This is a genomic window from Fretibacterium fastidiosum (assembly GCF_964642095.1).
GTDB lineage: Bacteria > Synergistota > Synergistia > Synergistales > Aminobacteriaceae > Fretibacterium > Fretibacterium fastidiosum.
On sequence record NZ_OZ209244.1, the window covers coordinates 805,874 to 817,942 of the forward strand.

Annotated in this window: 11 protein-coding genes; 4 read left to right on the top strand and 7 right to left on the bottom strand. The window is 62.6% G+C overall.

The annotated features are described in order from the left end of the window. Together ACK28C_RS03675 and radA are read right to left on the bottom strand one after the other, a co-directional pair. Positions 1–1,338 carry a nodulation protein NfeD gene (locus ACK28C_RS03675; RefSeq protein WP_279369739.1) on the bottom strand — a complete coding sequence of 446 codons (1,338 nt, stop codon included), beginning with the start codon at positions 1,336–1,338 and terminating at the stop codon, positions 1–3. Between the two features lie 91 nt (positions 1,339–1,429). After that, positions 1,430–2,791 carry a DNA repair protein RadA gene (radA, locus tag ACK28C_RS03680; RefSeq protein ID WP_409152452.1) on the bottom strand — a complete coding sequence of 454 codons (1,362 nt, stop codon included), beginning with the start codon at positions 2,789–2,791 and terminating at the stop codon, positions 1,430–1,432. Between the two features lie 461 nt (positions 2,792–3,252). Here radA and ACK28C_RS03685 point away from each other — a divergent pair, with 461 nt between their 5' ends. After that, positions 3,253–4,182, top strand: a complete 930-nt coding sequence (locus ACK28C_RS03685) for a DMT family transporter (RefSeq protein WP_409152453.1) — start codon at positions 3,253–3,255, stop codon at positions 4,180–4,182. Here ACK28C_RS03685 and mnmA read toward each other — a convergent pair. The 5 genes from mnmA to ACK28C_RS03710 form a co-directional block, all read right to left on the bottom strand. After that, the gene (mnmA, locus tag ACK28C_RS03690) at positions 4,163–5,245 is read right to left on the bottom strand and encodes a tRNA 2-thiouridine(34) synthase MnmA (protein WP_208873951.1); all 1,083 of its coding nucleotides are present in this window, start codon (positions 5,243–5,245) and stop codon (positions 4,163–4,165) included. The two genes, ACK28C_RS03685 and mnmA, sit on opposite strands and share 20 nt — an antisense overlap. Positions 5,246–5,335: 90 nt before the next feature. Then, positions 5,336–6,622, bottom strand: a complete 1,287-nt coding sequence (locus ACK28C_RS03695) for an aminotransferase class I/II-fold pyridoxal phosphate-dependent enzyme (RefSeq protein WP_409152454.1) — start codon at positions 6,620–6,622, stop codon at positions 5,336–5,338. A gap of 181 nt (positions 6,623–6,803) precedes the next feature. After that, a complete protein-coding gene (locus tag ACK28C_RS03700; RefSeq protein ID WP_015556047.1) occupies positions 6,804–7,634 on the bottom strand; it encodes a MetQ/NlpA family ABC transporter substrate-binding protein in 831 nt (276 codons plus the stop codon). A gap of 25 nt (positions 7,635–7,659) precedes the next feature. After that, entirely contained in the window at positions 7,660–8,490 is an 831-nt protein-coding gene (locus ACK28C_RS03705) for a MetQ/NlpA family ABC transporter substrate-binding protein (protein ID WP_015556046.1), read from the bottom strand. Positions 8,491–8,580: 90 nt separating this feature from the next. Further along, the gene (locus ACK28C_RS03710) at positions 8,581–8,733 is read right to left on the bottom strand and encodes a hypothetical protein (protein WP_208872610.1); all 153 of its coding nucleotides are present in this window, start codon (positions 8,731–8,733) and stop codon (positions 8,581–8,583) included. A 691-nt stretch (positions 8,734–9,424) separates the two neighbouring features. Between ACK28C_RS03710 and ACK28C_RS03715 the strand changes: the two genes are divergently transcribed. The 3 genes from ACK28C_RS03715 to ACK28C_RS03725 all read left to right on the top strand — a co-directional run bounded on the left by ACK28C_RS03715 (position 9,425) and on the right by ACK28C_RS03725 (position 12,062). Continuing rightward, positions 9,425–10,585 (top strand): hypothetical protein, encoded by a 1,161-nt coding sequence (locus ACK28C_RS03715; protein WP_409152456.1) that lies wholly within the window; start codon positions 9,425–9,427, stop codon positions 10,583–10,585. Between the two features lie 96 nt (positions 10,586–10,681). Further along, a complete protein-coding gene (locus tag ACK28C_RS03720) occupies positions 10,682–11,308 on the top strand; it encodes a hypothetical protein (protein ID WP_208872607.1) in 627 nt (208 codons plus the stop codon). A 124-nt stretch (positions 11,309–11,432) separates the two neighbouring features. After that, entirely contained in the window at positions 11,433–12,062 is a 630-nt protein-coding gene (locus tag ACK28C_RS03725; protein WP_208872606.1) for a hypothetical protein, read from the top strand. Positions 12,063–12,069: the final 7 nt, after the last annotated feature.

Below are 12,069 nucleotides of genomic sequence, written 5' to 3' on the forward strand. Positions count from 1 at the left end.
TCAGTGCTCCTCCTCGGCGGGCGTCCCGGGCCGGACCACCAGGGTGATCCCCTCCATGGCCGCGACGACGCTCGACGACCCCGCCGGCATCGCGCCGCCCTCCGTCCGCGCGCGCCACAGCTCCCCGTGGCAGCGCACCCTGCCCCCCTCCGGGGTGATCTTCGTCACGGCCACCGCTTCGAGGCCGATCATCCCCCGCTCCCCGGTGGTTACGCGCCGACGCATCCCTCGAAAGACCAGCACGGCAAAGAGCACAAAACAGCCCCCCAGGGTCACCGCCGCTCCCGCCACGGCCGAGAGCGAGAAGCGCAGGAGCTCTCCTCCCGGCGCCTGGAACAGGAATATCCCGCCCAGGCAGAAGACCGCCAGCCCCAGGACGCTCAGGATGCCCATGCCTCCCACCAGGAGGTCCCCCACCATCACCGCGATCCCCGCCCCAAGCAGGAGCACGCCGGCCCAGCTGAAGGGCAGCATTTTGAGCCCGATGCTCCCCAGAAGCAACATCAGGGCGCCCGTCGTCCCCAGGACGAAGCCACCGGGGGTCATGACCTCGAAGAAGATGGCCAGCAGGCCGCCGGACAGCAGCATGTAGGCCACCTCCGGACTGGACACGAACTGGATCAGCCGCTCCTGCAGGGTCATCTCCATCCGCTCCGTCGGCGCCCCCGGCCGAAGGCGAATCGTGACGGTCCGCGCGGAGTCCAGCTTCACGCGGCGGCCGTCGAGGGCCGCCAAAAGCGACGGGACGTCCGAGGCGATGAGGTCCACGACGCGCCGCTCGAGCGCCTCCTGTGCCGTCAACGACAGGCTCTCGTCGACCATCAGCTGAGCGTCCACCTGGTTCCGCCCGCGCAGCTGGGCCACGGACCGAATCTGGGCGCGGAGGTCGTTCAGGACCTTCCTGCTCATGTCGTTCTCCCCCAGGTCCTCGCCGCCCGCGGAGACGGGGTGTGCCGCCCCGATGTTGGTCCCCGGAGCCATGGCCGCCACGTGGGCCGCCTGCACGATGAAGGCGCCCGCCGAGGCGGCGCGTCCGCCTCCGGGCACCCACACCACCACCGGCACGGGGGAGGCCAGGATGGACTGCACGATGCCGCGCATGGACTCCACCAGTCCCCCCGGCGTGTCCAGCTGAAACACCAGCACGTCCCGCCCCTCCTGAGCCGCCCGACGAACGGCCTGCTGGACGAACTCCTCCATCTGCACCCCCACCGTGCCGGTGAGGGGCGCCACCAGAACGCCCCCGCCGCCCTCCGAGCCCCAGGCCACGGACAGAGCCAGGACGACGAGGAGCAAGGCCAGAGCGCAGGACCGAACCGCCACCTTGACTGCGCGCATCTTCACCACGTGCAACGACCTCCCTTGGAGAAATCCAAAATCAACAGTTCAAGAAAGCGCCGACGAACCCGTTTCAGGCAACCCGATGCAATCAGCGCTCCTTAAGGATCAGCGCGGCCAACGCCTCGTCCAGGTGCGCGACGCGGAGGAGCTCAAGGCCCTCGTCCCGGTCGATCCGTTCTCTGGAGCTGACCACGGCCGAGGTGAAGCCCAGGCGCGCCGCCTCCCGAAGCCTCATGCCGATGCGGGACACCGGGCGCACCTCCCCGGCCAGGCCCACCTCCCCCAGCCAGCAGGAGCCGCCGGGGAGGGGCGTGTTCCTCAGGGCGCTGGCCAGGGCCGCGCAGGCGGGCAGGTCCGCGGAGGGGTCCTGGATGGAAAGGCCTCCCGCCACGTTGAGGTACAGGTCGTGGGCGCTGGCGGCGATGCCGCACCGCCGCTCCACCACCGCCGCCAGCAGTTGGAGACGGTTCAGCTCCACGCCACGGGCCGTGCGCCTTGGGTAGGGGAACACCGTGGGGGTGGCCAGCGTCTGGATCTCCGCCGCAAGGGGCGTCGTCCCCTCCAGCGCGACCGTCATGGCCACGCCGGGCACCGCGGAGTCCGAGCGGTTCCAGTAGAGCCCGCTCTTGTCCTCCACCGGCACGAGGCCGTCCTCCCGCATCTCGAAGACGCCCAGCTCCTCCGTGCTGCCGTAGCGGTTCTTCACCGCACGGAGCATTCGATAGGAGGAATAGCCCTCCCCGGAGAAGTCCAGCACCGCGTCCACCATGTGCTCCAGCAGCATCGGGCCGGCCAGCCGCCCCTCCTTCGTGATGTGCCCGATCATGACGGCGGGGACGTTTCGCTCCCGCGCGGCGTCCAGAACCCCCTGGGCTACGGCCCTCACCTGCGTCGGGGTACCGGGCCAGGTCCCCTCCTCCCCGGACCGCATGGCCTGCACGCTGTCCAGCACGAAGAAGGCCGCGTCCTCCAGGTTCGCCAGAGCTCCCTCCAGGTCCGTCCCGCAGGAGAGCATCAGGTGCTCCGACAGCGCCCCAATGCGCGCGGCACGCAGGGCCACCTGAGCCTCCGACTCCTCCCCCGACACGTAGAGCACCTTCCGGCCGGACGCGGCCACGCGCCCCGCCGCCTGGAGCAGGAGCGTGGACTTGCCGATGCCGGGCTGCCCTCCGATGAGGACCACCCCGCCCGGCGTCAGTCCGCCGCCCAGCACGCGGTCCAGCTCGCCGATGCCCGTGGAGAGCCGCGCCGGAGGCCTGACCTCGACGGCGCTCACCACCCTCGCGGGTGCGGCCGCCCGCGGGCCTGCGCCCCGCCGTCCCGGTCGGGCGGCGGGCGCGGACGGGACGGCCTCCAGGGCGCCCCAGGCCCCACAGGACGGGCAGCGCCCCGTCCGCGTCATCGTGACGTGGCCGCACTCCGAACAGACGTACCGCACCGCATCGCCCATCCTCATCCCTCCTTCAGAATATATGGCCTATAATATACTAAAAGCGAAGTTTGCGTCCGTCATGGGCAGAATTTTCGAGTTTTGAGCTGCAAAGCGCGGCCAAAGGGGCTAATACCAATTCGCGTTTAAAGAAGGGCAAGAAAGGCCCCCCTGCAAGGGGGGCTGCCCCGAAGGGGCTGGGGGGTGTTTTTCATAAGACGCGCCTGTCTGACATTCCCCGTCAACGCCTCCACAAGGCAATCAATTGCCTTGCTTCGGCACAGCCGACCAACGCAGCGCCGCAATCGCTGACGCGATTGCGTAAGCTGCGTCGTCTGGCTGAACCCCTCCGGTTCGCTGACGCGAACCACCTCTCCTTTCAGGGGAGGCAATCCATATTAAAAAACGCGAATTGGTATAACGTACGTTGGAACCCGGTTTTATGAGTTTTCTGCCTCACCTGAAGGGCGAAAGGACTGGTTTTGAACTTGAACAGGGTTGTGCTGGGAATCACGCTGGCCGCGGCGACGGGGCTGATCTGGGGCGCCGGAAGCCCGGCGTACAAGCTCATGGGACAGCAGGGCGTCTCCATGGTCACCGTCACCTTCCTCCGCTGCGCCGTGGGAGGTCCCGTCCTGTGGCTGCTCTTTCGCCTCCTGGCCCCGCGGCATCTGAGGGCGCCGCGGCGGGACCTCCTTCGGGTCCTCCTCCTGTCGATCCTGGCCCCCGCCCTCGACTACCTGGGCTTCATGCTCTCCGTGGTCTACCTGCCCGTGGCCACGGCCAACGTCCTGCACTACGTCAACCCCTTCGTCATCGCCCTGGGGTCTGCGCTGCTGCTGCACGAGCGCCCCACCGCCTGCGACCTCATCGGCGCCGCCATCGTCTTTGCCGGCGTCACCTGCTCCGTCCTCACGCCGGAGTGGAGGTTTGACGCAGGGATCTCGATCCCCGGCCTCCTCTGGGGCGTGCTGGCCATCTTCGGCATCACGGCCCAGGCGCTCTGCGGGCGGGCCGGGTCTGGAGGAGGGATGAGCGGCCTCGGCTTCTTCTGCTGGTCCCACCTCCTGGGGACCCTCTGGATAGCGCTCTACAAGACCTTCGCCGAGGGCTGGGGCGACATGGCGACGCTGACGCCCGCCCAGATGGGCCTGATCGCCATCCCCCTCTTCGGCGGAACGGTGCTGGGCTTCTCCGCCTTCTACGCGGCCCTGCAGTACATCCCCGCCCCTACCGTCACCCTGCTGACCTCCATGGAGGTCCCCTCGGCGCTCCTCTTCACCGCCCTCGTCCTTGGGGCGCGGCCCACGGCGCCCCAGGCGCTGGGGTGCGTCCTCATCCTGGCCGCCATCGCGCTCTCCTCCTTCGGGGCACGGCGACGGGGCGGTGAGGTCAGCGCACCACCCCGCTGATCGTGCCGCCGCCCACCACGACGTCTTCCTCCTCCATGTCATACAGCACGAGGGCCTGTCCCACCGTCGGGGCCCGCAGCGGCTCGTCGAACTCCACGCGCAGGCCCTCCGGGGCCTGCACCGCCGTGGCGGGGACCTCCCGCTGGCGGAAGCGCACCCTGGCCCTCACGCGCAGGGGGCGCCGGATGGAGGGCACGGCGATGAGGTTGAAGTCCTGCGCCGTGACCCCGCGGGCGGAGAGCCCCTCCCCGTGCGTCAGCGTGACGGTGTTGGCGTCAGCGTCGATGGCCGTCACGAAGAGCGGCGCGCTACTGGCGATGCCCAGCCCCTTCCGCTGGCCCACGGTGTAGCGCACGATGCCGCGGTGGCGCCCCAGGACGCGCCCCGCGGCGTCAATGAAGTCCCCGGCCGGATAGGACCTCCCCGTGTAGCGTTCCATGAAGGCGGCGTAGTCCCCGTCCGGCACAAAGCAGATGTCCTGGGAGTCGCGCTTTTGCGCGTTGATCAGGCCGCGGGCCTCGGCGACCCGGCGCACCGCGTCCTTGGTCATCCCCCCCAGGGGAAGGAGGGTGTGGGCCAGCTGGTCCTGCGTCATCATGCAGAGGACATAGCTCTGGTCCCGCGCCGGGTCCGTCCCCTTCCGCAGCAGGTGCCGGCCCCGGTCCGGGTCCCAGCCGATGCGCGCGTAGTGCCCCGTGACGACGAGGTCCAGCCCCCTCTCCCGCGCAGCCGTCAAGAGCCGGCCGAACTTCAGGTGCCGGTTGCAGTCGATGCAGGGGTTGGGCGTCCCCCCCCGCTCGTAGGTCGCGATGAACTTCTCGACGACCTTCAGCCTGAAGTCCGCCGCGCAGTCCAAAACCTCGTGGGGGATGCCCAGGAGCGCCGCGACCGCGGCGGCGTCCTCCGCGTCCCCTCGAGGGCGGCCGCAGGCGGGCTCGTCCGGAAAGAGGCGCATCGTCGCCCCCAGGCACCGATACCCCGCTTCCATCGCCAGACAGGCGGCCACGCTGCTGTCCACCCCGCCGCTCATGGCGACCAACGCACCCCGACTCGTCCGCTCCATCCCATCACCTCCGAAGGCCTGCCGGCCCGACCCCGACAAAAAAGGCGCGGAGGAGAGAGGCCCCCCGCGCCGAACGCACGCCCGACAGCCCTACCGCGCGGGGATCGCCGCCAGCCTCTCCAGCGCGGCCAGCCTCAGGCAGGTGCAGAAGACGTCGATGGCCTGCTTCAGCTCGTCCACCGGCGGCAGGCTCGGCGCGATGCGCACGTTGCTGTCCTGAGGGTCGCGGCCGTAGGGGAAGGTCGCCCCGGCGGCGGTCATCGTGACGCCGGCCTCGCGGCACAGGCGCAGCGTCTCCCCGGCCGTGCCCGGCATACAGTTGACGCTCACGAAGTAGCCGCCCTTCGGGTGCTGCCAGTCGGCGATGCCAAGCGGCGCGATCTCCCGCTCCAGCGCCTCCAGGACGGCGTGGAACTTCGGGCGCAGGATCTCCGCGTGCCTCTTCATCAGGGCCAGGACGCCCGCCTTGTCCTTCAGGAAGCGGACGTGGCGCAGCTGGTTGACCTTGTCGAAGCTGATCACCTGAACGTCCAACAGTTTGCTGAAGTACTTCAGGTTCGCCTCGCTCATGGCCGCCGCGGCGACGCCCGCCCCCGGCAGCGTGATCTTGGAGGTGGAGGCGAACTCCAGGACCATGTCCGGCCTCCCCGCCTCCGCGCACAGGCTCAGGATGTCCGGGAAGGGGACGTAGTCCCCCTCGAACTCGTGGACGCAGTAGGCGTTGTCCCACATCAGGAGGAAGTCCGGCGCCGCGGGCTTCAGGGCCGCGATGCGGCGGACGGTCTCGTCGGAGTAGACGATGCCGTCCGGGTTCGAGTACTTCGGCACGCACCACATGCCCCGCACCGCCGGGTCCCGGACCTCGCGCTCCACGGCGTCCATGTCCGGCCCCGCAGGCGTCATGGGGATCGTGATCATGGTCATGCCGAAGGTCTCGGATATCCTGAAGTGGCGGTCGTAGCCCGGCGCCGGGCAGAGCCACTTCACTTCGGGCTCACGGCTCCATGGGCGCTCGCTGCGCAGCAGTCCGTGGGTGAAGGCCTTCGAGACGGCGTCGTACATCAGCTGAAGGCTGGCGTTGCCCCCCACCAGCACCTGCGACGGCAGGACGCCCAGGAGCTCCGCAAAGAGCTTCCGGGCCGAGGGCAGCCCCTCCAGCCCGCCGTAGTTCCGGACGTCCATCCCGTCAACGATGAAATCGGAGTCGCTCCGCAGCACGTCAAAGATGCCGGAGACCATGTCGAGCTGCGCCTTGCCGGGCTTGCCGCGAGCCATGTTCAGGCTCAGCTTCCGCCCCTTCAGCTCCTCGTAGCGGCCCCGCACCGCCTGCCGCTCCGCCTCCAGCTCCCCCTGGGCCATCTCCGCATACCTCTTCACGTCGAACCTCTCCTTTCGGGAATGTGTTTCCACCCGCTCCCCACTATACCATGCCCGCAGGCTTATTTACCAACGGGCCGGCGATCCGCGGACTATATTCTCTGCAGGAGGCGGACAAAAAAAGCGGGCGCGGGGGACCCCCCGCGCCCGCCCTCCCCGACAGCGGCGGAGAGGAACCGACCTACGGCCTCTTCAACAGGTCCTCGCCCCAGCCCGCGGGCAGGAACTGGCCCCCGAACTTTCCGTCGAACACGGCCTTCGTGGCCGGCGACTGAAACGCCTTCACGATCCTCCGAAAGAGCTCCACCTTCGCCGGGTCCTCCAGGTCCGCCGTCCGCGCGACGATGATGTTCCAGTACTCGCGGTCGCTGACGCTCGTGTCGTTGAAGAGGACGTCCTCCGCCGTCAGGCCGAAGTCCATCGCGTAGCCGCAGTTGATGATGGCCGCCGCCACGTCCGGCAGCACGGAGGGGATGGTGTTGGCCGCCATCTCGCTGATCTCGACCTTCACCTTGTACTCCTCGATATCCTCCTTCGTGGGGCTGAAGGAGGCCCCGTCCTTCAGCCTGACGATCCCGGCCGCAGCCAGCACCTTGAGGGCCCGCCCGCCGTTGGTGGGGTCGTTGGGGATGGCGATGACGTCGCCGTCCTTCAGGTCCGCCACGGACTTCACCTTCCTGGAGTAGAGGTTCAGGGGGATGATGAAGGTGCTGCCGACGGTCGTCAGCCGGTAGCCGTACTCCTTGATCTCGTTCTGGAGGTAGATGTCGTGCTGAAAGCCATCCAGGTCGATCTCGCCGTCCGACAGCGCCCGATTGGGCGTCACGTAGTCGGAGAAGTGGACCAGCTCGAGGTCGATGCCCTCTTTGGCCAGCTCCTCCTTCGCCGGAGCCCACATGTCCTCGTAGAGGCTGCCCACCACGCCGAGCTTCACCGTCTGGGCCGCAGTGGCTGCGCCCGTCAGGCCGAGGAACGCCACAAGGATCGCGCCCGCAAAAAAGACCCGCTTCATCGCAAAGGTCCTCCTTACACCCGCGCTACTTGCGGAAGGGCGCTAGGAAGTCCTCGTCCCAGCCCGCGCACACCACGTAGCCGCCGAACATCTTGTCGAGGACCGCCTTCGTGGCCTCGGACCGGAAGGCCTTCATCACCTTGCCGTAGAGCTCCACCTTGGCGGGGTCCTCCAGGTCTGCCGTCCGCGCGGCCACCAGGTTCCAGTAGGGCTTCTCGTTCAGGCTCGTGTCCCGGAAGATGGCGTCTTCCAGCTTGAAGCCGAAGTCCATGGCGTAGTTTCCGTTGATGACGGCGGCCGTCACGTCCGGCAGCGCGGCGGGGATGATGTTGGCCGCCATCTCCTTGATCTCGACCTTCACGTTGTACTTCTCGACGTCCGCCACCGTCGGGCTGAAGCCCGCGCTCTCCTTCAGCGTGATGAGCCCCGACGCGGCCAGCACCTTGAGGGCCCGCCCGCCGTTGGTCACGTCGTTCGGGATGGCCACGGTGTCCCCGTCCTTGATCTCCGAGACGGACTTCACCTTCCGAGAGAAGATGTTCATGGCCTCGATGAAGGTGCCGCCGATGTTCGTCAGCTTGTAGCCGTACTCCTTGATCTCGTTCTGGAGGTAAATGTCGTGCTGGAAGGCGTTCAGCTCGATGTCGCCGTCCGACAGCGCCCGGTTGGGCGTCACGTAATCCGTGAAGGGCACGAACTCCAGGTCGATCCCCTCCTTCGCCAGCTCCTCCTTCGCCGGAGCCCAGAAGTCCTCGTAGATACCGCCCACCAAACCCAGCCTCACCGTCTGAGCCGCCGTCGCCGTGCCCGTCAGGGCCAGTGCAAGCACTGCCGCCGCAAAAAACGCCTTTTTCATCCAAACCATTCCTTTCGTCTTGTTCTAAGGAAGCGCTGGCCGCCCGCACCGGGACGCGCGCTTCCTCGAAAAATTTTAAGGGACGCCGCCTCAGTGGGTGCTCCGGCGTGCGATGCGCTCGCCCAGCCACTGGACAACGCTGACCGCGGCCACGGGCCCCTTGTCCATCTGAGCCAGGGCAGATTCCACCGCCGTGCCCCCGTCCGCCCTGAACCGCTTCACGATGTGCCCAAGCTCGATCAAGCCACATTCCCCCTAAGTTAAGAAGCCACCGTCGTTCTTCCAACATTGACCTAACCTGTCAGCCTACAAAAAAAGCGGGATGCACCGTGCTCCCGCCAATAAAAAAAGCGGGGCTTCACCGCTCCCCGCTTCGATCTCTATGGACCGGGCCTCCCGGCACAGGACCCCTGAAACCCTCAGCGGACAGCATCCATTGTGTACATGCGCATCATCATGCCCATGCACATCATCATGCCGCCCACGAAAAGAAGGATTCCGGTTTCAGGCTTCATCCCACGAACTCCCATCTTCAAAAATTTATGCTGCGAAGTATACCTCAGAGGCCCTCCGTTGTCAAATTTTTCAGCCGTCGGTCGCGCTTTCGGCACAAAGGGCCGAAGCTCCCGTCGGTAGCCAGAGAAAAGTCACCCTTAAGGGCTCAGAGCAAATGTCCTCCTTAGTATTTCACTGCTCTGAGTTAGCGTCATCACTTTTCTTGGAAAGAGCGATTTCAGAGGTGGTGTGGAATGGGTTTGTGAAGTTTCATGGGCTCGTCCTTTTTGTCCTTTACAACTTTTTACAGGGTGACATTACGACTGATCGACGACAGACCTCTCCATAATTCTTGACACGAATCGGGGGCAGGGATAAACTTAGAGTACTTCGTACTTCTTTTACTCCTGACTTTGAAAAGTTAGGGAGGCTTTTTAAGATGTCTCGTGTCGACGACGATGCTACAGGCGTTAAGGGATCGGGATTCCATCCGGACGAGACAAGGATTTACAATATTCTTGTCTGCGTTTCGGCTATCCTTTTACTTTTTTTAAATATCCGAAGCTCAATGGGTAAATACGAGGCGTTTCTTGTGTTCGGCGAAGAGGAGAAGTTGACCAGCCTTTTGATCGAGTGGACAACAGCACTGTGTGCGGAGTTTTATTTCTCCTGGACGATCTATCGTGGCATAACGCTGAAATGGAAGCGCCTCGGGCTCCTTATTCTGTTCTGCCTGTTATGCATTGGATATGTTCTGACGAGCATCGTTCTCTTTGCTTTCTTCTTCGACTTGCGGGAAGAAGGAACGAGCTCTAGTCTAGGCCAGATTATCGTATCTATTCTCTGCAAAATTTTTGTCTTTTTTGTATTGGCTGTTATAGCAGCTTTCCTCTCTTTTTCTGTCCCACTATATAACCCTTATAGTTATTACGACTTTCGTCCTGCGCCCTTCAGGGGCGTGTGGCCCCAGCGATTGAACATAGAAAAGTTGAGCGAAAATATAAGAGGCGATGTGCTGAGAGCGGTCTATGACAGGCGCGGCCTGGACGAAAACTACCTTCTGACGGACCGGGAAGAATTTCTGCGCGCCCTGGGGGAGATTGCCGCCTCAACGGATGCCCGGGGAACGGCCGTTTCCATGGAAAGCGTGAACTACAAGGTGCTTTTTGACGCCGGAGCGCTTCGTTTTATCCTTCGTGACAACGTGTGCTATCTTGACGTCGACCTCAACAAAACCGCTTCATTGATCTATTTTTCGCCTCCGTTTAAGGTTGAGCATTATATTTATCATGTTGCTCTTGTAAACGAGGAGGGGTACTTTGAGCTCTCCTCCGAAGTGTCGCGCGACGTCTATTACACGGATAAATCGTTGTGGGATGCTCTTTTTGCTGAGCGCCTCTCAAAGGCGAAGCCTATGGGGAATTGTCTTTTGCTTAATGGCCCGGTACTTGCCGTGCCGGATTTCAAACACCCGGATCTTGTAACGATGCGTGACGATAACTACTGGAATGATGAAAAGTGGCGCATTCTTGACAACGTGTACATCCCGCTGGTTGTGTTTTTGAACGTCGAGCCGTTCCCCTGCGTCAGGGTGCCGTAGGGCGTTTAGTTCTCCGCAAAATCTTAGAAAGAGGGGTGTGTTGTTCATGAGAAAGGGGTGCCGAGTGCAGTACATTGGGAATGGAGGTGTTTTCAGTTGAAACGGTACGTCACAAGACGCACGCTTGTGGTTCTGGTACTGTTTCTGCTTGCGGCGTCGCCGTTGGTGTACCGTTGGCTGGACCACACGCTGGTGTTTTATGACAGGTTGATACAGGGAGGGCATGCCTTTCCTCCTGTCAGAGTCGTTGATGGGCGGTTGGGTTATATGGAAGATATCCTTTGTTACTATGTTTCTAAATACAATGAAAGCAGGGACATTTTACTGTCCGATTTAAGGAGGGGAGTCAACAACATGAAAATGCTTACTGAAAAATATCAATATAAGACTGAACCCTCTATTAAGAGCTTTTACATAACGGGAGACAGCGGAGATGTGTGTTGGCTGGGGTATAACCTGGAGCCACCGCACCTTGACGGGCGGTTTGGCCTGGACAGAGCGAACCTGACTGTTAAAAAGAGGATTGAAGAAGTCTCCAATCAAAAACGGTTGGGATACTTTTTCTATGGCTCTTTATCGATCGATTCTCCCCCAATCTCAGATGATAAGAGGTTTCTTTTCAAGGCCTCTGATTCTGTCGTGTGGAAACGGGCTGTTAAAGTGGAAGCCGCGTTGAAAGATGCACTTTTCAAGGAGGGAACTCATGATGAACAGGTATTTTAAAGCACTTCTGCTGTCGGACTTGGTGGTGCTTCTGTCCTCAAGGGATGCAATGGCCTATTATCCTGTATCTTGATTAACCGAAGGGTTGTCGGGTGTGGTGCGTTGGGAAGGGAGGCGTTTTCAGTTGAAACGGTACGTTACAAGACGCACGCTTGTGGTTCTGGTACTGTTTCTGCTTGCGGCGTCGCCGTTGGTGTACGACTGGCTGGACCACACGCTGGTGTTTTATGACAGGCTGATACAAGGAGGGCATGCTATTTCTCCTGTTAGAGTCGTTCTTTTGCGGTTGTGTTCTTTGGAAGACAAACTTTCTTACTACGTTTCTAAGGACAATGAGAGCAGGGATATTTTTCTGTCTGATTTAAGGATAGGAGTTGACAACATGAAAATGCTCGTCGAAAAATATCCGAGCATTGCTAATTCATCCGTTCCATTTATGAGCTTTTACATACTGGGTGACAGTGTAGATGTGTTCTGGTTGGGGTATGACCTGGAGCCGCCGCACGTTGAAGGTCGGTTTGGCTTGGATAGAGCGAGTCCGACTATTAAAGAGAGTATTGAAAAAAGACGAGAGCTGCTGTACGGGCACTCTCTTTACGGCTCTTTATCGATCGATTCTCCCCCGATCTCAGATGATAAGAGGTTTCTTTTCAAGGCCTCTGACTCTGTCGTCTGGATACGGGCTGTTAAAGTGGAAGCCGAGTTGAAAGATGCACTTTTCAAGGAGGGAACTCATGATGAACAGGTATTTTAAAGCACTT

Excerpts from the sequence above, each read along its gene's own strand:
- ACK28C_RS03675 (WP_279369739.1), bottom strand. The coding sequence starts at position 1,338 with ATGCGCGCAGTCAAGGTGGCGGTTCGGTCCTGCGCTCTGGCCTTGCTC.
- radA (WP_409152452.1), bottom strand. The coding sequence starts at position 2,791 with ATGGGCGATGCGGTGCGGTACGTCTGTTCGGAGTGCGGCCACGTCACG.
- mnmA (WP_208873951.1), bottom strand. The coding sequence starts at position 5,245 with ATGGAGCGGACGAGTCGGGGTGCGTTGGTCGCCATGAGCGGCGGGGTG.
- ACK28C_RS03700 (WP_015556047.1), bottom strand. The coding sequence starts at position 7,634 with ATGAAGCGGGTCTTTTTTGCGGGCGCGATCCTTGTGGCGTTCCTCGGC.
- ACK28C_RS03705 (WP_015556046.1), bottom strand. The coding sequence starts at position 8,490 with ATGAAAAAGGCGTTTTTTGCGGCGGCAGTGCTTGCACTGGCCCTGACG.
- ACK28C_RS03715 (WP_409152456.1), top strand. The coding sequence starts at position 9,425 with ATGTCTCGTGTCGACGACGATGCTACAGGCGTTAAGGGATCGGGATTC.